The 23698-nt window shown below is 62.9% G+C and carries 20 protein-coding genes; 10 read left to right on the forward strand and 10 right to left on the reverse strand.

Going from position 1 to position 23698, the window contains the following annotated elements:
• The first annotated feature begins 111 nt into the window (after positions 1 to 111).
• Complete coding sequence (locus R5O87_RS13190; protein WP_410558014.1) at positions 112 to 1419, forward strand: helix-turn-helix transcriptional regulator; 1308 nt, start codon at positions 112 to 114, stop codon at positions 1417 to 1419.
• Positions 1420 to 1497: 78 nt separating this feature from the next.
• Here R5O87_RS13190 and R5O87_RS13195 read toward each other — a convergent pair whose 3' ends face one another.
• The 5 genes from R5O87_RS13195 to R5O87_RS13215 form a co-directional block, all read right to left on the reverse strand.
• Positions 1498 to 1887, reverse strand: a complete 390-nt coding sequence (locus R5O87_RS13195) for a DUF5134 domain-containing protein (RefSeq protein ID WP_462836301.1) — start codon at positions 1885 to 1887, stop codon at positions 1498 to 1500.
• A gap of 126 nt (positions 1888 to 2013) precedes the next feature.
• Complete coding sequence (locus R5O87_RS13200; protein ID WP_462836302.1) at positions 2014 to 3954, reverse strand: primary-amine oxidase; 1941 nt, start codon at positions 3952 to 3954, stop codon at positions 2014 to 2016.
• 369 nt (positions 3955 to 4323) lie between these two features.
• The gene (locus R5O87_RS13205; protein ID WP_410558543.1) at positions 4324 to 4992 is read right to left on the reverse strand and encodes a DUF5134 domain-containing protein; all 669 of its coding nucleotides are present in this window, start codon (positions 4990 to 4992) and stop codon (positions 4324 to 4326) included.
• A 171-nt stretch (positions 4993 to 5163) separates the two neighbouring features.
• Positions 5164 to 6813: an APC family permease gene (locus R5O87_RS13210; protein WP_410558544.1), complete on the reverse strand. Its 1650-nt coding sequence runs from the start codon at positions 6811 to 6813 to the stop codon at positions 5164 to 5166.
• Positions 6810 to 8750, reverse strand: coding sequence for a primary-amine oxidase (locus R5O87_RS13215; RefSeq protein WP_462836303.1), 1941 nt, complete (start codon positions 8748 to 8750; stop codon positions 6810 to 6812). The genes R5O87_RS13210 and R5O87_RS13215 overlap by 4 nt, the downstream gene beginning before the upstream one ends.
• A 504-nt stretch (positions 8751 to 9254) precedes the next feature.
• Between R5O87_RS13215 and R5O87_RS13220 the strand changes: the two genes are divergently transcribed.
• Complete coding sequence (locus R5O87_RS13220) at positions 9255 to 10727, forward strand: APC family permease (protein WP_410558478.1); 1473 nt, start codon at positions 9255 to 9257, stop codon at positions 10725 to 10727.
• A complete protein-coding gene (locus R5O87_RS13225; RefSeq protein WP_410558479.1) occupies positions 10724 to 11467 on the forward strand; it encodes an IclR family transcriptional regulator in 744 nt (247 codons plus the stop codon). The genes R5O87_RS13220 and R5O87_RS13225 overlap by 4 nt, the downstream gene beginning before the upstream one ends.
• A gap of 72 nt (positions 11468 to 11539) precedes the next feature.
• On the opposite strand, the gene R5O87_RS13230 is transcribed toward R5O87_RS13225, so the two are convergent.
• The 5 genes from R5O87_RS13230 to hxlB form a co-directional block, all read right to left on the reverse strand.
• A complete protein-coding gene (locus tag R5O87_RS13230; protein ID WP_410558480.1) occupies positions 11540 to 12163 on the reverse strand; it encodes an MBL fold metallo-hydrolase in 624 nt (207 codons plus the stop codon).
• Positions 12160 to 13176 carry a glucose-6-phosphate dehydrogenase assembly protein OpcA gene (locus R5O87_RS13235; protein ID WP_410558481.1) on the reverse strand — a complete coding sequence of 339 codons (1017 nt, stop codon included), beginning with the start codon at positions 13174 to 13176 and terminating at the stop codon, positions 12160 to 12162. Before R5O87_RS13235 ends, R5O87_RS13230 begins: the two co-directional genes overlap by 4 nt.
• Positions 13173 to 14729 carry a glucose-6-phosphate dehydrogenase gene (gene zwf / locus R5O87_RS13240; protein ID WP_410558482.1) on the reverse strand — a complete coding sequence of 519 codons (1557 nt, stop codon included), beginning with the start codon at positions 14727 to 14729 and terminating at the stop codon, positions 13173 to 13175. Before zwf ends, R5O87_RS13235 begins: the two co-directional genes overlap by 4 nt.
• 400 nt (positions 14730 to 15129) lie before the next feature.
• Entirely contained in the window at positions 15130 to 15753 is a 624-nt protein-coding gene (gene hxlA, locus R5O87_RS13245) for a 3-hexulose-6-phosphate synthase (RefSeq protein ID WP_410555565.1), read from the reverse strand.
• Between the two features lie 67 nt (positions 15754 to 15820).
• Positions 15821 to 16420: a 6-phospho-3-hexuloisomerase gene (gene hxlB, locus R5O87_RS13250; RefSeq protein WP_354262910.1), complete on the reverse strand. Its 600-nt coding sequence runs from the start codon at positions 16418 to 16420 to the stop codon at positions 15821 to 15823.
• A 303-nt stretch (positions 16421 to 16723) separates the two neighbouring features.
• Between hxlB and R5O87_RS13255 the strand changes: the two genes are divergently transcribed.
• The 7 genes from R5O87_RS13255 to R5O87_RS13285 all read left to right on the forward strand — a co-directional run bounded on the left by R5O87_RS13255 (position 16724) and on the right by R5O87_RS13285 (position 23604).
• Positions 16724 to 17455 carry a FadR/GntR family transcriptional regulator gene (locus R5O87_RS13255; protein ID WP_410558484.1) on the forward strand — a complete coding sequence of 244 codons (732 nt, stop codon included), beginning with the start codon at positions 16724 to 16726 and terminating at the stop codon, positions 17453 to 17455.
• On the forward strand, positions 17439 to 18152 hold the full coding sequence (locus R5O87_RS13260; RefSeq protein ID WP_410558486.1) for a cache domain-containing protein: 714 nt from the start codon (positions 17439 to 17441) through the stop codon (positions 18150 to 18152). Before R5O87_RS13255 ends, R5O87_RS13260 begins: the two co-directional genes overlap by 17 nt.
• 591 nt (positions 18153 to 18743) lie before the next feature.
• Positions 18744 to 20228 (forward strand): APC family permease, encoded by a 1485-nt coding sequence (locus R5O87_RS13265; RefSeq protein WP_410558487.1) that lies wholly within the window; start codon positions 18744 to 18746, stop codon positions 20226 to 20228.
• 534 nt (positions 20229 to 20762) lie between these two features.
• The gene (locus R5O87_RS13270; RefSeq protein ID WP_410558488.1) at positions 20763 to 21140 is read left to right on the forward strand and encodes a cupin domain-containing protein; all 378 of its coding nucleotides are present in this window, start codon (positions 20763 to 20765) and stop codon (positions 21138 to 21140) included.
• Between the two features lie 24 nt (positions 21141 to 21164).
• On the forward strand, positions 21165 to 21635 hold the full coding sequence (locus tag R5O87_RS13275; RefSeq protein ID WP_410558493.1) for a dimethylamine monooxygenase subunit DmmA family protein: 471 nt from the start codon (positions 21165 to 21167) through the stop codon (positions 21633 to 21635).
• On the forward strand, positions 21632 to 22609 hold the full coding sequence (locus R5O87_RS13280; protein ID WP_410558489.1) for a PDR/VanB family oxidoreductase: 978 nt from the start codon (positions 21632 to 21634) through the stop codon (positions 22607 to 22609). The genes R5O87_RS13275 and R5O87_RS13280 overlap by 4 nt, the downstream gene beginning before the upstream one ends.
• A complete protein-coding gene (locus tag R5O87_RS13285) occupies positions 22606 to 23604 on the forward strand; it encodes a heme-dependent oxidative N-demethylase family protein (RefSeq protein WP_410558491.1) in 999 nt (332 codons plus the stop codon). Before R5O87_RS13280 ends, R5O87_RS13285 begins: the two co-directional genes overlap by 4 nt.
• Positions 23605 to 23698 lie beyond the last annotated feature (94 nt).

A 23698-nucleotide genomic window follows, 5' to 3' on the forward strand; every position in this document is an offset into this window, starting at 1 on the left:
CGGATGCTTTCCGGTTGCCACCAATATTTCCGAAACTAATGGGTAGGGGTAACACTGTTTTCTGACGGTTTTTACTACACTTTCGGACTGGGTAGTGGGTAAACTGTCCGAATGAGCGCAGTCACCGACCAGCCCACGAAGGCGTCCAATAAGCCCGTTTCAGACCTGCCGTGGCCGCTGCTGCATTCCGTGGCCGCAGTAGCGGATGCCCCGTTGCTTCAGATAGCGGAGCGGCTGCGTGATGCCTTGCTCCCCTATCTGGGAAGCAGCGCGCTGGTTATCTTCACAGAGGACTGCACGGGGCGGCCGCAAAAGAAGGCCGGTGCCGAAGAAATCATTTCCCACGTTTCCATCGCCGAACTGGACACCCTCCGTGCCACGCTTTCGGATGAGACCCCCTGGTTCGGCGAAGCCGAGCTGGCCGGCAAATCCCGGCCTGCACTCGCCCTGAAACACGCGTCCAGCCAGGCCCTCCTCGTCCTCACGGATCCCCAGCCGGCCGATGCCGGGGACAACGCCGGCCTGGACCTGGTGACGTACCTGTGGGGCCTTGCTGCCCGTCGGATCCAGGAGAAGGTGGCCGATGCGCCGCCGTCGTACCTGCTGGAATCCCGGGCGGCCTCAGCCGAACGCATCCGCGTCACCGCGGAACTGACTGACCTGCACTCCACCACCCTGGAGACCCTCCTGGCGGCCCTGCGCTCCTCCTCGATGGACAACGCAGCCGCCCGCACCACCGTCACGGACCTCACCGCCAAGGCATTGGTCCGGCTCCGCACCCTCAGTGACCGCACCACCGACCTGGTGGAAGAGCCCGTTGCCAAGGCCTTCGAACGCCTGCGCGAGGACCTGCGGCCGCTGACCGGTTACAGCGGCATCGAGGCCGAGTTCATCGAACCGCCGCTGAATGGACGGGCCCTCCCCGGCGAAGTCGCCCACGCGGCAAGGGCAGTGGTCCGCGGACTTGTGCTGGCCATGATGGAGCAACCCGAGGTCAGCAGAATCCGGACGCAGTGGGACTGCGACGGCGAAAACCTGCTGATCAACGTGCGCGACGACGGCCGCGGTGCACTCGCCGCCGACTCGCCGAGCATCACCCGCCTCGACCGCCGGGTCCAGGCGCTCACCGGACAGCTGCGGATGGACGTCATGCCGGGCTGGGGTGCAGACGTCTTCGTCTCCCTACCCCTCGACCTACCCACGCGCCCGGCCGGGGATGTCGCCGGGTGGAACCTTGCCGCCCGGGAACTTGAAGTACTCCAGCACCTCGCCGCCGGAAACCGCAACCGCACCATCGCCGCGGCAATGGGCATCAGCGAGAACACGGTCAAGTTCCATGTGCGGAACCTCTTCAAGAAGCTCGACGTCGGCTCACGCACCGAGGCGATCGCGCTGGCACACAACCACGGGCTCCGGTGACAGCCTAGGAACCCGGCAGCACTCGAAAACGGCGGCACCCGAGAGGGTGCCGCCGTTTGTCGTTCTGGCTGGGCCCGGTTATGCGGTGGTGGCGAACATGAGGGCCATGGTGGTGGCGCTGAGGGTTTCGAGGGCGTGTTCTGTGCGGGGTGGAGCGGCGCCTTGAGCCGGGGTGGTGGTTGTGCGGTTGGCGCGGTTGTTGCTGTGCCTGTTGATGGCGTGGTGGCCGGCCGGCATGGGCGTGGCTGTTTGGCCGTTGGTGGGGCTGGCGGGGTGGGTCATGAGGGTGATCATGAGGGCGGCGCCGGTCATGGTGAGGGCGTGGTAGGCGCATTTGATCCGGCCCTGGGTGCCGGCGCAGAGGAGTTTGTATTCGGGGCGGGCGACGGCCTGGATGATGAACCAGAGGGCGCCGCCGGCGAGGAGGACGGCGGTGAGGGTCCAGGTCATTGCGGGGAGGTGGAACACGCGGATCACGCCCTTTTTGGGTGGGGAAAGGGGTAGGTCCCCGGTGCTGCCCGTGGGCAGCATCGGGGACCCGGTTGGTGGTGCTGGTTGTTCTTCGGCTCTTGGTTTTGCGGAGCGTGTGTGTGGTTAGTGTCCGTTGCTGGTGGAGCAGTGTCCGCCGTTGGTGGTGCGGGTTTCGGTGGGGAGGTTGAGGGTGGGGTTTTGGTTGAAGAAGCCGTGGGGTTCGAGCATGAAGCCGATGTTCTGGCGGGGCATGACGGGCCAGTCTTCGAGGCGGACGACGTGGTGCATGCCGAAGGTGTACCAGACGACGAGGTCCTGATCGACGATGTTGCGGTCTTTCTGGGTCCAGATGTGCAGTCCGTCGTCGGCGCCGGTGGCCTGGTTGGGGTATTCGCCGGCGGCGAAGCGTTCGGTCCGGTCGTAGGCGGTGACCCAGAGGTTGTTCCGGGCGAACTGGGCGCGTTTGGAGACGTAGGACTCGTCGCCGGCGGCGAGCTGGATCCCGTCGGTGGGGATGAGCCGGTAGGCGACGGGTTCGTCGACGATGTTTTTGGAGTCGTGGTTGACGATCTTCCAGAAGCGGTGTTTGGCTGAGTCGGTCTTGCGGATCGCTGCCTGCTCGGTTTCCAGGAGCCGGTCCACGGCCTTGAACGCGGTGTGGGTCGGGTTGTGCTCGGGGTATTCCATGTCGACTTCGTAGACGGCGTTGTTGGGTCCGTCGATTTCGAAGTCCATCCGGACGTTGAACATGTGCTGGTGGATGGGGGCGTAGAGGCCGTCGTTGTTCAGGGACTGCCCGTACGGGCTCTTCTCACCGGGGGCCTGGCCGGCGGTGGAGAGGATGCCGGTGGCTTTGACGAGGAACTCGATGGACCCGTCGAGGAAGAGGTGCCAGTAGAAGGCGTATTCGTAGTTCGCGACCGTGGCGATGAAGGAGATCACGAGCTTGCGGTTCCGGCGGGTCTCGGCGGTCCCTTCGCGGAAGTCGAAGTGCTTCCACAGGATCGAGTCGTCTTCCTCGTGCATGCAGATCGCGTTCTCGATGGTCCACGGGTTGCCGTGGGAGTCCACGCTGTTGCCGTCGAAGTACTTGATCTCGCCCAGGCAGTCACAGCCCAGGGTCAGGGAGTTGGCCATGTTGCCGATGTTGTACTCACCGGAATCGAACGCGTTCTTCTTCGCCTGGACCGGGGCGGTGTCACCGTACGGGACGACCATTTCCGAGAGCGAGGCGCGGTTGATGACCGGGCGTTCCACGCCCTGGTCCTTGAACTTGAGCTGGTGCAGGACCAGGCCCTCACGCGGGGTGAACCCGACCCGGAAGGACCAGTCGGCCCACTGCACATGGTTCCCGGTGACCTGGAACGAGGCGCCCTCGGGCTGGGTGATCTCGATCGGCTTCAGGTCCGTGCGGGCCGGGCCGACGTACTTGGGCAGGTAGTTGCCGCGCGCGGCCGGGACCGGGATCGCCTGGTCGTCCTCGAGCTTGACGACCTCGCCGGCGTTCAGGTCATAGAAGACAATGAAGTTCTCGATCGGGTGCGCGTACGGGCTGTCATCGGCCTCGTCCCGGACGAAGACCAGGGCACGCATCAGGCGCCGGCCCTCGTTGTCCTCACCGAAATACCCCACGCTCCACGGCTCGAAGCACACCAGGTCCAGATCCGTCAGGCCACGCTTGGCCAACGCAGCGATCACGTTCGGGTCTTTCCGGCACGCTTCCTCGCACTCGGCGAACTCATCCAGCATGAACGGCGGCTGGACATTCTCCGCCAGCTGAACCCACGACTCCACCGTGCCGGTCTCCAGGTTCACCACAGCCTCGAACGCACGCGCCGCGGCACGGTCCACCAGCACAGCGTCCGCCTCACGGACCACCCGCACACCATTGCGCAGGTCCTCCTTGGACGGCTCCCGCAGCTCAACGCTGATAAAACGGAACGACTCCGCCGCAGCAGGGCCCTCCTTCAACACCGCCACCGCACGGGAAATCTCCCCCCGCGACAACGGATCCAACGGGTGCGAAACACCCACAACAGCAGAAGTTTCAATGTCAAGAGTCATGCTTTTACTCCTTGATAAGTCCCAAACAGGAAGAGGATGCCTATGGCCCGAAGCCTGGTGGTATTGCCGTTGGGGGGCGATAGGCAGAAAAGGGTCCTGTGGATTCCCAGAACTGTTCGTCCTTGGCAGATCTGTTCATCCCCGGCGCGGGTGAGCGGGTGTGATGCCAGTCACCTGCTTCCTTTCACAAGCAAAACTACGCGAGCGAATTCGTTTGTGAAAGTTATTTATAAACATTTACTTGAGAAATTCGGGAGCATAAATTCCCAGCCCAGTTAACATGTTGGAAACATTCGGAAACACGGCAGCACGCGAAACGGCGGCACCCGAGGAGGGTGCCGCCGTCGTTCTTACTCTGCTGGTATTGGGTTATGCGGTGGTGGCGAACATGAGGGCCATGATGGTGGCGCTGAGTGCTTCGAGGGCGTGTTCTGTGCGGGTGGAGCGGCGCCTTGAGCCGGGGTGGTGGTTGGTGGTGGTTGCCCTGTTGCGGAGCAGGAGGATGAGGAAGATCAGGGCGGCGGCTCCGAAGAGGAGGGTGAGCAGGACGCCGGGTGTTAGTCCGAGTACTGGTGCCGCAGCTGCTGTTCCTGTTGCCATTCCTTGGCTGTGCGGTGCGCTTGTCATCGCATGGTGGCCGGCCGGCATGGGCATTGTCATGGCTGTTTGGCCGGTGGCGGGGCTGGCGGGGTGGGTCATGAGGGCGATCATGAGGGCTGCGCCGGCCATGGTGAGGGCGTGGTAGGCGCATTTGATCCGGCCCTGGGTGCCGGCGCAGAGGAGTTTGTATTCGGGCCGGGCGACGGCCTGGATGATGAACCAGAGGGCGGCGCCGGCGAGCAGGCCGATCTGGGCGAGGAGCGTGGCGGGGGCCAGGTTCCAGAGCATGGCGGCCATCAGGGTGTTCATGAGGGCGTGCAGGGTGTTGTTGACCCGGTCGGTGACGAGGCCGGATCTTAATGCCTGCCAGAGGTAGTAACTGCCGCCGGCGAGGAGGACGGCGGTGAGGGTCCAGGTCATTGCGGGGAGGTGGAACACGCGGATCACGCCCTACTGGGTTGGGTTGAGGTGGGGATTTGGTTTTCGGTCCCCGGTGCGGGTGCCGACAGCACCGGGGACCGAAGATTTCGGGGGAGAAAGCTTTTGGGCGGGGAACAGGGCCGGTCCCCGATGCCGCCGTCGGGCAGCATCGGGGACCGGATGCCGGTGCTATTCCTTCTCCAGCTCCAGCTTTTTCTCGCGTTCGAGTTCGTCGAGTTCCAGGTCCAGGTCGCCGGTGGCGTGCTGGCGCTCCATCTCCCTGACGTCGTCGAGATCGATCGGGTGCAACGGTTCCGGATCTTCCTCATCCAGGACCGGGCCGTGGCCATCCTCGGCAAGAACGACGTGGCCGATGGTTTCGTACTTGAGCGGATCGGTCTTCCGGAAGTGCAGCGCCAGGCCTGCGCCGGTGAGGAAGAGCGCGGCGGCGATATAAGGGATGAGCTTGAACAGCAGGGACGACGATGCGGGTCCGGCAGCCGTGTCCAGGTTCATGAACATCATGATGACCACCCCCAGCATCCCGGCCCCGCCGATGATCGGGGCGACCTTGACCCGCCAGAAGTTTTCTTCCGGATGGTGCTTGCGGAAGTAGTTGAACACTGCCGCCATGGTTACGGTCTGCACAATCACCAGCATGAATGTCCCAAGGATCGCCAGAAGGGCAAAAACATCCAGGTAGGGGTCCTTGTTGAAGAACCAGAATCCGAGGATCCACAGGATGGCGATACCTGTCTGGAGGAACGACGCGACGTGGGGCGATCCGTGCTTCTTGTGGGTCCTGCCAAGTGCGCCAGGCAGGATGCCTTCCCGTCCGAGGGAGTACATGTAGCGTGATGCCGCGTTGTGGAAGGCCATAGCGCAGGCGAAGGATCCGGTCATCATCAGCCATTCCATGACCAGGACCCAGCCATGGCCGACAAAGACGTCAGTGGGGTGGAAGAACATGTCCAGCGGGTTGGAGCTTTGCGCCAGGGCGATGGCTCCCTGGGCGCCGTTGCCGGCGACGGACATCCAGGAGACGAACGTGTAGAAGACGCCAACGCCGGTGACCGCGATCATCGTGGCGATCGGGATGATCTTCTTCGGGTTCTTGGATTCCTCCCCGTACATCACAGTCGACTCGAAGCCGGTCCAGGACCAGAATGCGATGAACATGGCCAGCCCGGGCGCTGCGACCTGCAGCCCGTTGGGCGAGAATGCAATGGCCGGGTTCAATGTCTCCGGCATCAACCCGTCGGGCCCTCCGCCCTTGAAGAGCACGCCGAAAGCCATGATGGCAAGGATCGCGATCTCCGTGAACAACAGCAGCGTCAGGATTTTCGCTGCCATGCTGATCTCGAAGAAGGTCAGGAACCCAATGATGAGCAGGCCGCCCACAGCGAAGACTACCCAGTGGATATCCAGGCCCAGCTGATCCTTGAAGGCCAGATGGCCAAAGTACGAGAAAATACCGATGATGCTGGCCTCAAAAACGATGTAGCCGAAGGTCACCATGAAACCGGTTCCGAGGCCGAGCACGCGCCCTAAACCGCGGGAGATGAAGCCGTAGAACGCGGCCGTAGAGGTCACGTAACGGGCCATCGTGACATAGGCGATCGCGAAGACCGACAGGATCACCGTTGCCCAGATGTATGTTGCCGGGGTTCCGGTACCGACACCGAAGCCGACCGAAATCGGGACGTTGCCGCTCATCACCGTGATGGGTGCTGACGTCGCGACCGCCATGAACACCACATCCCACAGCCCCAGGGTGTTGGCCTTCAGCTTCCCCGACTTGGGGGTACTGGAGCTTGCGGTAGCTTGTTGCCGGCTCATCGCTCTCCTCCCATGCTGCAGTGTCCGCCGTTGGTGCTTCGGGTTTCGGTGGGGAGGTTGAGGGTGGGGTTTTGGTTGAAGAAGCCGTGGGGTTCGAGCATGAAGCCGATGTTCTGGCGGGGCATGACGGGCCAGTCTTCGAGGCGGACGACGTGGTGCATGCCGAAGGTGTACCAGACGACGAGGTCCTGATCGACGATGTTGCGGTCTTTCTGGGTCCAGATGTGCAGTCCGTCGTCGGCGCCGGTGGCCTGGTTGGGGTATTCGCCGGCGGCGAAGCGTTCGGTCCGGTCGTAGGCGGTGACCCAGAGGTTGTTCCGGGCGAACTGGGCGCGTTTGGAGACGTAGGACTCGTCGCCGGCGGCGAGCTGGATCCCGTCGGTGGGGATGAGCCGGTAGGCGACGGGTTCGTCGACGATGTTTTTGGAGTCGTGGTTGACGATCTTCCAGAAGCGGTGTTTGGCTGAGTCGGTCTTGCGGATCGCTGCCTGCTCGGTTTCCAGGAGCCGGTCCACGGCCTTGAACGCGGTGTGGGTCGGGTTGTGCTCGGGGTATTCCATGTCGACTTCGTAGACGGCGTTGTTGGGTCCGTCGATTTCGAAGTCCATCCGGACGTTGAACATGTGCTGGTGGATGGGGGCGTAGAGGCCGTCGTTGTTCAGGGACTGCCCGTACGGGCTCTTCTCACCGGGGGCCTGGCCGGCGGTGGAGAGGATGCCGGTGGCTTTGACGAGGAACTCGATGGACCCGTCGAGGAAGAGGTGCCAGTAGAAGGCGTATTCGTAGTTCGCGACCGTGGCGATGAAGGAGATCACGAGCTTGCGGTTCCGGCGGGTCTCGGCGGTCCCTTCGCGGAAGTCGAAGTGCTTCCACAGGATCGAGTCGTCTTCCTCGTGCATGCAGATCGCGTTCTCGATGGTCCACGGGTTGCCGTGGGAGTCCACGCTGTTGCCGTCGAAGTACTTGATCTCGCCCAGGCAGTCACAGCCCAGGGTCAGGGAGTTGGCCATGTTGCCGATGTTGTACTCACCGGAATCGAACGCGTTCTTCTTCGCCTGGACCGGGGCGGTGTCACCGTACGGGACGACCATTTCCGAGAGCGAGGCGCGGTTGATGACCGGGCGTTCCACGCCCTGGTCCTTGAACTTGAGCTGGTGCAGGACCAGGCCCTCACGCGGGGTGAACCCGACCCGGAAGGACCAGTCGGCCCACTGCACATGGTTCCCGGTGACCTGGAACGAGGCGCCCTCGGGCTGGGTGATCTCGATCGGCTTCAGGTCCGTGCGGGCCGGGCCGACGTACTTGGGCAGGTAGTTGCCGCGCGCGGCCGGGACCGGGATCGCCTGGTCGTCCTCGAGCTTGACGACCTCGCCGGCGTTCAGGTCATAGAAGACAATGAAGTTCTCGATCGGGTGCGCGTACGGGCTGTCATCGGCCTCGTCCCGGACGAAGACCAGGGCACGCATCAGGCGCCGGCCCTCGTTGTCCTCACCGAAATACCCCACGCTCCACGGCTCGAAGCACACCAGGTCCAGATCCGTCAGGCCACGCTTGGCCAACGCAGCGATCACGTTCGGGTCTTTCCGGCACGCTTCCTCGCACTCGGCGAACTCATCCAGCATGAACGGCGGCTGGACATTCTCCGCCAGCTGAACCCACGACTCCACCGTGCCGGTCTCCAGGTTCACCACAGCCTCGAACGCACGCGCCGCGGCACGGTCCACCAGCACAGCGTCCGCCTCACGGACCACCCGCACACCATTGCGCAGGTCCTCCTTGGACGGCTCCCGCAGCTCAACGCTGATAAAACGGAACGACTCCGCCGCAGCAGGGCCCTCCTTCAACACCGCCACCGCACGGGAAATCTCCGCCCGCGACAACGGATCCAACGGGTGCGAAACACCCACAACAGTTGAAGTTTCAGTATCGATGGTCATGCCTAACTCCTTAATAAGTCCTTGGAAAAGGATGAGGACGCCTATGGCCTCGGAGCCGAAGCGCCCCGGAAACGGGCTTTGAAAAGCCGAGGGGTAGTCATGGTGGTTGCTGACCCACACGCGGCCTGGATCTCGTGCCCGGCCCGGTCGGTGGTGTTGGGGCCAACAGACACACAAAGGTCCACGGATTCTCAGAACTGTTCGTCTTCGTCAGAGCTGGTCATCCCTGGTGCAGATCAGCGGTGTGATTCCGGTCACCTGCGTTCCTTTCACAAGCAAAACTACGTCAGGGAATTCATTTAGGCGAGGAATTCATAAAGATTTACTTGAGAAATTCCGGGGCATTAATTCCCACCGCAGTTAACATGTTGGAAACATTCGGAAACACGGCCGAGACTGTTGCCAGGAGCCCGGAAATGCTAATGTTCTGCAGCGTGGGCCCGATGACTTGCGTCCCCTCGTGAGCAAGGCACACCTGCCTGTCCGAGGGAAAGTTGGTACCCAGTGTCTGCTCGCGGTGATCGCTTCATCACCCCCCGCTCCCCAGTGGAGGGCCTGCGCCGCCGGAGACTTTCCTTCCTGCCGGTCTTCGCGCAGGCAGTTGCCGGCGTGGCGCCTGCGGGTGCCATGTCCGTCATTCCGGCCCTTGTGTTTCCGGGACTCGTCTTTGGGTCCAGCGGACCGAATCTTGTGGTGACGTTCGGTGCGGCCATGGCAGTCATGGTCCTCGTTTCGTTCTCCCTGAGACCGATGGCGCAGCGCATGGCTGCCGTCAGCGGCCTCTACAGCTACACCGCCAAGGGACTTGGCCAGCGGACGGCAATTACCGCCGGCTGGTCGGCGATGTTTGGTTACGGCCTGATAGCCATGGCCAGCCTGCTGCTTGTTGGCGTATACGTCGTCAAGCTGTTCGACAACCTCGGCGTTCCCGTCGCGGATTCCAGGGCCTTCACAGTGCCGGTCATCATTGCCGCCGCGGCCGCCGCCTGTTTCCTCATGGTGAGGGGGATCCGGGTATCGGCGTGGTTCACGGTGTTGCTGGAGTCCATTTCGATCGGTGTCCTCGCCGTCCTCATGATCGTCTACTTCGCCTTCAACGCACCAAGCGCCGATCTTGGCAGCGTGTTTGCGTGGAACGGAGACTTTGATTCGTTACCGATCGGAATCGTCGTGGCCGTAAGTGCCTTTGTCGGCTTCGAAAGCCCGACCACGCTGGGCGGCGAGGCGCACAGGCCCTTCATCACCGTCCCCCGGGCCATCACGTGGACCCCCATCCTGATGGGCGTGCTCTGCCTGCTGGCAGTGACCGCCCAGGACGCAGCACTCAAGGATGCTCCGTTAAATGTTGCCGCCAGCTCCACACCGTTGTCTGACCTGTTTTCCCAGTCTTCCCCTGTGTCTGCCGCCGTTCTCGACCTGGGAATCGCAGCATCCTGGTTTGGCTGCGCGATCGCATCCGTGAACGCCCTCGCCCGGATCTTCTTCTGCATGGGAAGGGAAGGGGTTGCGCCGCGGCTGGTCGGTAGGACGCATCCCGTCTTCCGGACCCCCTCGATGGCAATCATGGTCGTAATGCCGGTAGTCGCCGTCGTTCCCATCGCGGTCACCATCTTCGGCGCCAGTCCGGAACGGGGCCTCGTGAACCTCTTCACCCTGGGCGCATATGGATACCTGGGCTCCTACATCCTTGCCAGCGCGTCCATGCCCTTCTTCCTTCGCCGGATAGGCGAGAGCACCTTCTCCAGCTGGATCGTGGGAGCCGTGACCACCGTGGCCCTCGGAGCGGTCTTCTGGACGGCCGCGGCGGCATCGATCCGCACAGGCAGCCTGCAAACCGTCATCTACGCCGGCGTCCTCCTGGCCAGTGGCCTGTACGCCACGTTCCTCCGCCTCCGGTTACCGGGACGGCTGGCGTCGGTGGGGATCTACGACGAAACCCGGGAACTGGACCTCTTTAATGGCAGGGCCACCCCATGACCTACAGGCCCACCCACTCCGGACCCAGCACAACGTCAAACCCGCTCAGGATCCTGGAAATCGTGGCACGGTACGGCACCGGGACAACGGCCAAAGAGGTCACCGATGCGCTGCAGATGCCCCAGGCCACCGCGTACCGGATCCTGAATTCGCTCGTCGCGGACGAATATCTGGCCCGCACCTCCGACCTCCGCGGGTTTGCGCTCGGTCAGGCGATTACGGGGCTGATTACGGCTGCGACTCCCCCAACCGTGCCCACGGCAGCCCGCGGCCTGATACAGGAATTCCGCGGCGGGAACCGTTTCGCAGTGCACCTCTTCATGTTCCGGAGCGCTGCACTCAGGGTGGCCGATGAGGACCCGGATTATCCGCTCCATTCTGTTTTCGAAATGCTCCGGTATCCGCACGCCTCCGCCGCAGGAAAGCTGATGCTTGCCGAACTTGGCGATTCGACCTCCCCGCTCCCGAAAGGGCCGTTGGTAAGACTGACACCGCAGACCATCACCAACAGTGCTCAGCTGGAAGAACAGCTCGCGGAGATAAGGCTCCAAGGCGAGGCATCGGAAATCAACGAATTAGAACAGGGGTCCGCCAGCTTGGCCCTCCCCGTACGACTGCCCAACGGGGTGGCAGGCGCAGCCCTGTGCCTCTCCAGCCCGGCGGAGCGGTTCACCGCAACCCGCGAACACGCCGAAGCGGCCCGCGAGCTGACCTTGCGGCTGGCACCTTTCCTGTTCTGATGGCCAGCACGTAATGCGCGCCAGGCATTCCTGGCGCGCATTAGCTATGGGAGCGTGTCTTTTTTCTTTTACTTATTGCTGGGTGACTTTGGCGAGGGTTTCGCGTTCGGCGGCGATGGTGGTGTTCTCGCCGTGTCCGGTCCTGACGATGGTGTCCGCGGGGAGGGTGAGGAGGCGTTCGCGGATGGAGGTCAGGATGGTGGGGTAGTCGCTGTAGGAGCGGCCGGTGGCGCCGGGTCCGCCGTTGAACAGGGTGTCGCCGGTGAACACGGTCCCTTCTGTTTCGAGGTGGAAGCAGGTGGAGCCGGGTGAGTGGCCCGGGGTGTGGATCGCCTTCAGCATCGCCCCGGCGACGTGGAACTCGTCCCCGTCGCTGATCTGCCGGTCCGGGGTGGTGCCGGGGTAGACCTGTTCCCAGAGGACCTGGTCCTCGGGGTTCAGCCAGACCGGGGCACCGACGGTCTCGGCGAGTTCGCGGGCGACGCCGATGTGGTCGTTGTGCGCGTGCGTGAGCAGGACCGCCAGGACCTTCCGGGCCCGGACTGCGTTGATGATCGCGGCCGCGTCGTACGGGGAATCAATGACCACACACTCCTCATCGTTGCCCACGATCCAGACGTTGTTGTCCACATCCCAGGTCCCGCCGTCTAGCGAGAACGTGCCGGACGTGACGAGGTTCTCTACTCGGACGCTCATGCAGATACCGCCATCTTGCTGACGGCCTCGTCAATGGTGAGGCGCTCCGGGACGAACGAATCCAGGTCGGCGTTCCCCGGCCCGTAATGGCCTACTTGATGCACTGGAGAATCAGACAGACCGCGGACCGTTTCGCCAAAGACTTCGTCGGGGTCGAGGCGGCGGAGTTCCTCTGCGAGGCAGTCACGAAGGCTGCGCCGCGGGAGGGAAATCCGTTGCGCGGGCTGTCCCGGTTGCGTGAGTTCGGCGACGGTGTGTCCGGGCCGGAACAGCCGGATATTGCCGGACGTCTTGATCAGCTGGACGCCGCGGATGCCGGTGCCGGGGGCGTCCGCGAGGATGCTGACCGGCACGTCCAGGGCCTGCGTGAGCCACGCCGCGAGCAGGATGGTGCTCGGCGAGTCTGAGGCGCCCTCGACGGTGACGGCGGTAATCGGGGTGTCGTCGGCCTGATCCAGAACTGCAGCGAGCTTGATCCGCCAGTTCGTCAGCCGGGTCCAGGCCAGGTCGGTATCGCCTGCCCGATAGGTGTTCCGGATGTTCTCCAGCGCCCACCGCGGGTCCGCCTCATTGGCCGAGTCCGTAATCCGGCGGTGCGCAATCCGGCCGATAGAGGTCTGGCTGGCATTCGGCGGTGCCCCGTTCGACCACCAGGCCACAATCGGGGCGTCGGGCAGCAGCAGTGCGGCAACGAGGGACTCGCTTTCCTCGGCGAGTTCACCGAAGCCGCGCAGCACGATGACCTCCGATGCGCCCGCGTCGCCCCCGACCCGGATCTGGGCGTCCAGGCGGGTGGGTTCCTCCGGCGAACCGGCAGCCAGCACGATGATCCGGCAGGGGTGCTCGCGGCTTGCCTCATTGGCCGCCTCGATGGCTTCCTCTTCCAGCCCTGACGTTGTGATGACCACCAGGGTCAGGACGCGGCCAAGGGCGATCACGCCGCCCTGCGCGCGCAGGGACTGGATCTTCTTGGCAACCGTCGACGTGGTGGTGTTGGGGAGTTCTACAATCATGGCCTTCTCCAGGTGCGTCCGTCGCGGGTTAGCAGTTCGTCAGCCGAGGCCGGCCCCCAGCTTCCGGGCGCGTACGGATCGGGCTGGTCGGGCAGCGAGGCCCAGTACTTCTCGAACGGGTCCAGGATTTTCCAAGACAGCTCCACCTCCTGGTGGCGGGGAAACAGCGGCGGCTCACCGAGGAGCACGTCCAGGATCAGCCGTTCATAGGCTTCAGGGCTGGACTCCGTGAACGCATGGCCATAGCCGAAGTCCATGGTCACGTCCCGGACTTCCATCTGTGTGCCGGGGACCTTGGACCCGAACCGGATGGTGGCGCCTTCGTCGGGCTGGACGCGGATCACCACGGCGTTCTGCCCGAAATCGTCGTCGCCGTGGCCATGGAAGAGCAGGTTTGGTGCCCGCTTGAACACAACGGCGATCTCCGTGACGCGCCGGCCCAGCCGCTTGCCGGCGCGCAGGTAAAACGGCACCCCGTTCCAGCGCCGGGTATTGATGTCCACCCGGATCGCGGCATACGTTTCGGTGGCGGAGTCCGCCGGGATGCCCTCTTCTTCGAGGTATCCCTGGACCTCCTCGCCACCCTGCCAGCCCCCGCTGAACTGCCCGCGGGCGGAGTGAGTGGACAGGTCCTCCGGGAGCTGGACCGCGGCGAGGACCTTTTCCTTCTCGGCGCGCAGGTCAGCGGCGTTAAAGGAGATGGGCTCCTCCATGGCTGTCAACGCGAGCAGCTGCAGCAGGTGGTTCTGGATCACGTCGCGGGCTGCGCCCACGCCGTCGTAATAGCCCGCCCGGCCGCCGGTGCCGATGTCCTCGGCCATGGTGATCTGGACGTGGTCCACATACTTGGCGTTCCAGAGCGGCTCGAAGAGCTGGTTGACGAAGCGCAGGGCGAGGATGTTCTGCACCGTCTCTTTGCCGAGGTAATGGTCGATGCGGAATACGGAATCGGCCGGGAACACCGACTCGACAATGTTGTTCAGCTGCCTTGCTGATTCGAGGTCGTGGCCAAAGGGCTTTTCAATGACCACCCGCCGCCACTTCCCGTCCTCGGCCTGTGCCAGTCCGTGCTTCGAGAGCTGCCGGCAGACCAATTCGAAGGCCTTCGGAGGGATAGAAAGGTAGAACGCGTGGTTGCCCCCTGTACCGCGCTGTTCGTCCAGTTCGGCCAGGGTGGCGGAAAGCCGCCCAAAGGCGGCGTCGTCGTCGAACTCGCCCTGGACGAAGCGGATGCCCTCGGAAAGCTGGTCCCATACCGCCTCGGAAAACGGCGTCCGCGAATATGCTTTGACTGACTCCTTTATCGCGGCCGTGAGCTCCTCATTCGTCCGGTTCTGCCGGCCGAACCCCACGAGCGCAAAGCTGGGCGGCAGGAGTCCCCGGTTTGCCAGGTCATAGACGGCGGGCAGGAGCTTCTTGCGTGCCAAGTCGCCGGTTACGCCAAAGAGCACCAGGGACGATGGGCCCGCCACCCGGGATAGCCGGCGGTCGCGCGGGTCCCGGAGCGGATTCTGCCCGGACCTCACACTCGAATCAGGGTAAGTAACAGACATTGTTGCCTTCTAACTATCGACAGGCAGTGCGCGTCGACTGACGGTCACGAGAGAACTAGCTCGCGAGTCTCCCCAAAGGGAACGGTGTCGCTAAGCGTGAGCGTGTACCGGCCAGGATCATGGCGGGTGACCAGAATCCCGGCAAACCGCTGGGGCGCCCGGCGCAGCAAGGCCTCTGCATCGTCGAGCAACTCGTAAAGTCGAACAGGGTCATTAACGAGAACTTCCACGTACTCGGCGGCCTGACTAGACATGATGAACAGTTTCCTTCCCAGGGATTAGGGTCCCCCGACATGCAACCCCTATTCCCCGGGGTTAGCTGATTCCATAGATGGGTCTTAACTCCGTAGGTGGCGTCCCGCAGCCGCAAGGGCGCGGGACGCCACCGTAAATCGGCGACCTAGACGATGGCTGCGCGGAGTTCCTTGGCGGCCAGTGCGGGGTCGGCTGCACCGTAGATGGCGCCGCCGGCGACGGCGACATCGGCGCCGGCCTTCTGCACGTCACCGATGGTGGCGAGCTTCACGCCGCCGGCCACGGAGAACGGAACGCGGGCCTCGGCACCGGCCTTGAGCAGACCGTTCAGGTCAAAGCCCGGCTTGGCCTGCTCGTCCAGGCCGGCGTGCATCTCAACGAACTTCGCACCCAGGGCGCGGACTTCCTTGGCACGGGTGACCTTGTCAGCGATGCCGATCAGGTCAACGACAACACCCTTGTTGTGGGCCTGGGCTGCCTTGACCGCACCGGCGATGGTGGAGTCATCGGCAGAACCGAGCACGGTGACGAGGTCGGCGCCGGCCTTGAAGGCGATGTCGGCTTCGAGCTCGCCGGCGTCCATGGTCTTCAGGTCGGCGAAGACAACCTTGTCCGGGTGCGCGTTCTTCACGGCGGTGATGACGGAGAGGCCTTCTGCCTTGATCAGCGGGGTGCCCAGTTCGATGATGTCAACGTGCTCGGCAACCTTGCCGGCCAGCTCGAGGGCAGCTTCGGTGGTCAGGAGGTCAATGGCAACTTGGAGCTTCATGATGGTGTGTTTCTTTCTGTAAGGGAACTGCTGTTCGGTGTGGAAAATGTTGGGTGTGGAAAATCTGTTACTCGAGGTTTGCGTGGCGCAGCCACAGCTCCTCAGCCGGCTGGGCGTCGTTGTCCCACAGCGACTGGAAGATGGCCTCGGTGGCAACGAAAAGTACCTGCTCGAAGAGGGACCCGGCGTACTGGCGTGAAACGCTGGTGCCGTGGTCGGTCTTCTGGGCGGCGGGGATGACCACTACTGCGTCGGCAAGGCCAGCGAGCGGCGAGTCCGGGTTGGTGGTGAACGCGGCAATCCGCGCTCCGGCCTTCGCTGCGGTTTCCGCTGCCTTGACCACACCGGAGGTGGTTCCAGAACCGGAAGCTACCAGGAGCAGGTCGCCGGAGGCGATGGCCGGCGTGGTGGTGTCGCCGGCGACGTGGACGTTCAGGCCCAGGTGCATCAGCCTCATGGCGGCCATGCGCAGGACCAGACCGCTGCGGCCGGCTCCGGCGACGAAAATGCGGCCCGTCAGGCTGATGTGGCGTGCCAGGCTGGCTACCTGCTGTTCGTCGATTTTGGCCGCCGTGGCCGCGATCTCGTCCCGGACGAGGGACAGGTTGCGGACAATGTCGTCTGTGGTGCTGTAGACAGTGCTCGTCGCGGTTGCTGTCGGATTCACGATTGTTCCCTTCGATTCGGCCATCGGCCTGTGTCGGCCGAGTGGATGCTTTCTGGTTGATATCCATGATTGCGAAGCGAACGGGCAGGGGTAACACTGTTTTCTGACGGTTCTGACTACCCTTAAGGATTGGTCGGGCTCGGGAACGGGGTAGAGCGACACCGAAATTGCAAAAGGCTCCAAGGCATATCAAAGCTCTTGAAGTACTCCCGGACTGTAGTATTAGGCCCAACCCGTAGCCCATCTTCGGAGCGCAGACTTTTGTCCTCGCCGACCCCCTTCGAGTCGCAGATATATCGATCGTTGCCCGAGATCGAGCGGGCCGATGCGATCGTCGACAGAATTTCCACGGCCATCTCGCTCGGGCTGCTCAAGGTGGGCGAACGCCTGCCCCCCGAAGCATCACTCTCGGAGATGTTCGGGGTGGGCGGCGCCACCCTTCGCGAGGCTCTGGGCGAGCTGCGCGACCGCGGAATCGTTGAAACGCGCAGGGGCCGGAGCGGAGGATCCTTTGTCGTCCGCCAGCCCCAGAGCCAGACCGACGCAATCCGGGATTGGTTTCTCTCGACGTCGATCTCGGAAATACGCGACATCGGAGACGAACATTCGGCCATCGCCGCCACCACTATCCGGCTGGCCTGTGAACGCGCGGAAGCGCATGACTTCGAGCGTCTCCAGGAGCTGGCGCGCGCATTGGTTCTGGCCAGGACCCCGGAGGTCCGCGCATCGGCCGACAGCCGCTTCCACATCGAGCTGGCAGTATCAGCGCAGTCACCGAGGCTGGCGAACGCCGAAATCCGGCTTCAGGAGGAGTCAGTTCAACAGCTGTGGGCCCCCCTCGGCGTAGCACTTGACCCCGAAACGGCAACCGCAGAACACTTGGAGCTGGTCCGGGCAGTGGCCCAGGACCAACCCGAACGAGCCCAGAAACTGGCACTTGAGCACATCAGGCGGAATATTTTCCACCTCATAGACACGAAACTGACCCTCGGTTACAGCCAATCAATCCAGGAATCCAATGAAGCCCGACACTGAAGTCGTACATGCTGCCAATGCCCTCACTTCGTGGACCAACGGCGTCTCCGCGGAGATCGAGGAACTTTCCAAAAAGGTTGCCTCGCTGCTTGAACGAAATCTCGTCGGCAAATCCAAGGTCGACAAGGCTGCCCTGGTGGGGCTGGACAAACTCTCCCAGGAGTTCCTGGCGAAGAACGCTTTTGCCGTCGGCGCCGGGACGTTCTTCGCCCATGAATCCGTTGAGGAGGGCGGCCGGGCCCTGGAATGGTGGTCCCGCAAGGCAACCGGGGCAGTCGGAAGGCTGGACTTTGACCTGACTCCGGGCAGCAACCGTTTCTACGACTATGAGAAGCTGCCCTTTTTCTCGACTGCCGCTTCCACAGGTGAACAGACCCTCTGGGGCCCGTACATCGACTATCTCGGCTTCGAGGAATACATCCTGACGTTCACCGCGCCCTTTTCCGTCCACGGAACCTTCACGGGCGTTACGGGATGCGACATCCGGATCAAGGACCTGGAGCCCCTCATCATGCCCCACCTGCGCGTCATCCCGGGGGATGCCGCCCTGGTCAACGCCAGCAACCGCGTCATTCTCGGCAACTCCGGAATGTACCTGGTTGGCGAGCGGATCAAGTCCGGATCTCCGGAGCAGCAGCGGATGGCCCTGGATGTCCCGCACCTGGGGCTGTCATTGATCTACACCGCAGCGCCGTAGTCTCCTCAAGCAGGGCGGCCGTGGCGGCACCCCGCGAAACGATGGAAAACCCTCAGAACTGGAACTTTATTAAGCCGGCGGCACGCCCGGACTAACCACCTGATCTATGCGTGGCGACGAATCCTGAGGCGGCCGCGCCCCTGCCGGAGTACCGCTAAATCCTCTATCAAACGCACGACGCCGACGTGCCCGGCTAAGCGGAGAACACCGCCTTTGGCTGGCACTACCCCAAGGCAAGCGGCTAAGACGAAGCGCCGCGTTGATCCAAAAAAAGCTATTGCATTGCAGCTTTAAGGAGTAATCTTCGAAGTGATCTGTTTCACAGGAGGGCCTAAGGCGTGGGGTGCGCCGCAGGCTCGGAAGCCTTCAGCTCGAAGAATCCGGCGCTCTTAGCCGGCCCGCCGAGGTTGGAGAGGGATTCACCGATATCGGCTTCGCTTTCAGGCAGTTCACTGGCGAACTACACCTGAACCAGCAGCGGAACCCGGACGAAGGTGTCGCATTCGGGAAGAGCTTCCTCAGCCGGCCTGCCAGCTACGCAGGACCTGGACAAGAATCTGACAACTTTTACGTTGTTTTAGGGAGATTGTTATGAGTGAAAATCGTATTGATGGGGGCGACGGCCTGGAAAGGTCGATTGACTGGAAGCAGGGCCTGGCCATTGCGCTGGGTGTGCCTCTGCTGATTCTGCCCTCCTTGGGCTACCTTCCGATGTATTTGTCGGCCGCAGCAATCCTCATCTGGGGGCTGTCGGTCATTCAGGGCTTCTTTCAGAACGCCGCCTATGCTGAAATGGCCACCACATTTCCCAAGGCTTCCGGCCTTCCGGGTTTTGCGCAGCATGTGTTTCGCACTGAGAACTACCAAGGCAAGTACGACAAGAGCAAGCTGATCGGCGGCTTCAGCGCCTGGAGCTACTGGTTCGCCTGGACCCCCGTACTGGCGATCTTTTCCATCCTGGTGGGCAGCTACCTGCACGGGCTCTTTCCCGTGCTGGGCGAGACGTTCACCGAGAATCAGCTCGCCCTGATGACAGGCCTGGTGATTTTCGGTGGATTGTTTGTGGTCAACTGGTTCGGCCTCAAGGATGGCGCCACCCTGGGCTACATCCTGGCTGCGTTTTCCCTGATACCGCTGATTGTCCTGACCGTGGCGCCTTTCGCTACCGGACACGTTGAACTGACAAATATCACCGGCAGCTGGCTGCCCGCCGACTGGTCTTGGGACATGCACCACATCCTGATCCTCCTGGGCATCTTTGCCATCGCACAGTGGAGTGCCTGCGCTTGGGAAACGGCAGCCATCTACGGCCCGGAGTACAAAAACCCGGCCAAGGATGTCTCCAAAGCGCTCTTTGCCTGCGGCATCATCTGCTTCTTCTCGTTCGTGCTGGTCCAGGCTGCAGTTATCGGCGTGCTCGGCATTAACGGTGTTCTGGACGAACCGGTGTCGCCCCTGATTCCGGTGGCCCATGCCGTCTTCGGCGAGGCCGGCTCTATGATCACCATCATCATGTTGATCGCCGCCATGGTCCTGATCATCCAGACCGCTTATCTGGGCTCCTCCCGCGCGATGCACTCCATGGCAGTTGAAGGGAACCTCCCGAGGTCCCTCGGCAAAACGAACCGCCACGGCACTCCGTTTATTGCCATGCTGGTCATCGGAGCCTTCAACCTGGTGCTGATTTTCATGGGCAACCCCGCGGCAATCGTCGCGGCTTCGGCCATTGGCTACACCTGCGCCAACGGCATCAGCCTGTTCGCCTATGTCAGGGCAAAGAAGCACCCTGCCTTCGCTGCCCTGGAACGGCCCTTCAAGGCACCCAGAGGTTGGAAAAACGTCGCCATGCTCTTTGGCCTGTTCAATCTGCCGCTGTGCCTGGCCGGCGTGGTCTACCTGAACAGCCTGGAGATCGGCTGGACCCCAACCTGGGTCGGCTTCATCGTGCTGGCACTGTACATACCCATCTGGTTCTACTCCCAGAATGAAACGAGGCGCGCGAACCAAAAAGCGGCCACGGCTCGCGCGTTAAATCATGATGCCGCGGATCTGGAGAACGCTTCCAGCCCGCAATGATGTGACCGTATAGGGACAGGAAGGCGAGACCGTTACTGGAACGGTCTCGCCTTCCTGTCCTTTCTGCGTCCGACTCCGTCCGGTGCTGCTGCCCTCTCGTCGGCCCAGCCAATACTTCCCAAAATCCAGGTTTTAGCCGCCTAGGGTCACTGGGCCCGCCTCCGCCCGGCATGTGCGGTTCCAAAGGACCACAAGTGCGGGCCCGATGCCCACGATTCCGCGGCCTCAAACGTAATAGTGACCCAATGCACAGATTTATATAAAAAAAGCTGGACTAGATGAATTACGAGGAGTAGGTTTGCTTTTGGGACGAAGATGCGTGACCGGCATCACACCAGCAGACCTCGGAGCAGAGCTCGGCTGGACCCTCTGGAGACAGAGGATGCCGGGTTTGCAGGTCCCCACCCGGAGTTCTAACCGGGTTTGAGGTGACCTTCAGCGCAACCTTCAAATGCACCCCGCCAACGAACAGTTCTGACAAAGACGAACAGTTCTGACGAACCATTTTCACCACTATCCACTCAGGAGAGACCCATGGAAACCCTCGTAGGAACACTCAGCAAGGCAGGATCCATCCACAAGGTAGTAGGCGGCTACGTCGGTCTGCCCTCCATGAACGAGCCTGGAACGATCGCCGCAATCGGTGACTCGCTGCACAACCCGGAGGGCTCGGTCATGAGCGCCGGCTTCTTCGAGCTGAAGGCTTCAGAGCCCCTGGTCTACACGTACACCTACGACGAAATGAAGGTCGTCGTAGCCGGCGAATTCATCCTCACCGACGAGTCGACAGGCGAAGTGACACACGCGAAGGAGCGCGACGTGCTGTTCTTCCCGAAGGGCACCACCGTCAAGTTCGAGACCCCTGAGTACGGCCTGGGGTTCTTCACCGGCCACCGCTCCTTCGCACCGTAAGGACCGACCATGCGTTCCGCGTCCATGCCGCCGGCAGCAGGCACAGGCCTGGAACCTGGTTTCCGCGGTGTCATCTGTGCGTCTTTTGGCGCCACAGGTGACACCGCGGGTCAACACACCGGTGTCCAGCCCAGGCATGATCTCCGTTTCAAAGCTGCAAACCACGAGGCCCTCTCGGAGTTGAGGTCCGCACTCGGACGTTCCCACGTTGGAGTCCGCCTCGTACTCGCCGGCCCTCCGGCGGACATCCGTGCAGCCGCGGCCGCCGCCGCGGAATGCGGGCTGCAGCAGGAGGAGCTCACCCTCCTGAGTGACGAGACCGCCCCGCGGGTAATTTACTGCCCGCATTGCCACGCAACCACCACAACCTTTCGGCCAGCCGGCTCCGAGGTGCAGTGCCAGGGATGCGCCACCAGCCTGGCCACTACAGATCACTTTTCCCGCCGAATGGGTGCGTACCTGGGGTACGCAGCCCACGCCGAGGAGGCATCATGACTATCACGGCGCTCCCGATCACTGCCCACCCGGCGGTGGAAGGTGGCCTCCAGCTGGAAGTGACCGACGTCAGTCCCCAGACGGAATCGATTGTCAGCATCACATTGGCTGACCCGTCCGGAGCACGCCTTCCGCCCTATGTCCCGGGCAGCCATCTGGTGGTCCAGTACGGCAGCGGCGTGAATGCGTATTCGCTCACCGGCTCGGGCAATGGCCCGTCCGAATACAACATCTCCGTCCTCCGGGTCGAGGACGGAGCGGGTGGTTCGGTAGCCATGCACCAGCTCGACGTCGGCGACCGGGTATACGTCTCCCGGCCCCGCAGCGCCTTCGCCCCGGCCTCAACAGCCACCCACCACCTGCTGATCGCCGCGGGCATCGGCATCACGCCGGTCCTCTCGCACGCCCGTGCAGCCGCCGACCGGGGTACCACCTCATCCCTGATCTACGTGTACCGGCCCGGGGCCGGAGCCCACGTGGAGGAAGCCCGGGATCTGCTGGGAGATGGCCTGACCGAATGCAGCGACCGCAACAGTTTCCATGCGGTCCTCACCGAACAGCTCATGACCCAGAGCCTGGGAACCCACCTCTATGTGTGCGGCCCGGTCGCTTTCATGGATGCAGTCCTCGATCAGGCACGGGAGCTGGGATGGCCACCGGCGAGGCTGCACTCGGAAGCCTTCGGCGCGGCCGAACTGGACGATGGCGAGCCGTTCACGGTGAACCTGGTCCGCAGCGGACTCAAGCTGGATGTGCCGGCTGGCGTATCGCTGCTGGAAACGCTCGAAAAGGCAGGAAAAACCATCCCCAACATGTGCCGCAAAGGCATCTGCGGCGAATGCGTCCTGCCGGTCCTCCGGGGAACCCCGCAGCACCGGGACCTCTACCTGACAGACCAGGAAAAGGCCGAGAACACCACAATGATGTGCTGTGTTTCACGCAGCGAAGACCCAGAATTGGAGTTGGACCTTTGAGTATCACTCTCGACAAAGACACTGACACCGCCACGCTCCCGGAACGCATCAGGCGCTTCCCCTTCCCCTTTACCGGCGACCAGTACCGCTACAGCGCCAACGTGGAACCGGCCAACAAGAACGTGCCGACGGACGCCGGCGCATGGGGCGCCGGCCTCATCGACATCGACGAGTTCTACCTTCAGGAACTGGCCGACCGCGACCGAATCCTGTCCAAGGACCCCTCGCGAATGCAGGTCCTGCCCCACATGCGGCCCGCCGTCTGGGACACGATCGCCACCCTGCTTCCCGCCATGGCGGCGGAATACCCGGAGATCATGTCCTTCCACCGCGAAGGAAACGCCTGCCGCTGGCAGAACAAGCTGCAGAACCTCGACATCGAGTTCACCGTAGGCGACGACGACTCGCTGCCCATGGGCCCCATGAAGTTCCTGGGCACCCAGATCCAGGACGACATCGTGCTCCTGGACATTCGGGACAACACGATGTGGCTCGACGCCGGCCTGGTCACCTTCGCCGCCGACTGGTCCTTCAATTTCGACGTCGGCATGAGCTTCCTCGAGATCCACGGCCCCGTCCCGCGGGTCAAGGAAGAAAACATCATCAGCCGCGCCGAGCAGTTCCTCATGCGCCTGCAGCCCGGGGAACAGTTCCGCCGCACCAACTGGACCATGACCGTGGGCAACCGGCTGGACACCTCCACCGAAACCTACCCCGAGTGGGGCCCGGACCGCGGAACCATCGCCACGGACCCCGACATGCCGGACAAGCTCCATCTTCGCGTCGAAGTCCAGCACCTGATCCGACTCCCCCACACCGGGGTCCTGCTGTTCCTGATCCGCAGCTACCTCCTGCCCCTCAGGGACATCGCCATGGTTCCCGCCTGGCGCGAAAAGTTCGGCCATGTCCTGGCCGAGCTCCCGGATGACATGGCCGAATACAAAGGCATCGTCCGTTACCGCAAGGCGGCATCCGACTGGCTGCTGGCCGGCTAACGCCGCCCTCATCCCAGCCCGACACGCAATAACTGCAGCCCGAGGAAGTAATTCCTAAAAAGGGCTGGACTAGATGATTTAGATGCCGTAGCTT

It is taken from the genome of Arthrobacter globiformis, assembly GCF_046536215.2.
Lineage (GTDB): Bacteria > Actinomycetota > Actinomycetes > Actinomycetales > Micrococcaceae > Arthrobacter > Arthrobacter globiformis_E.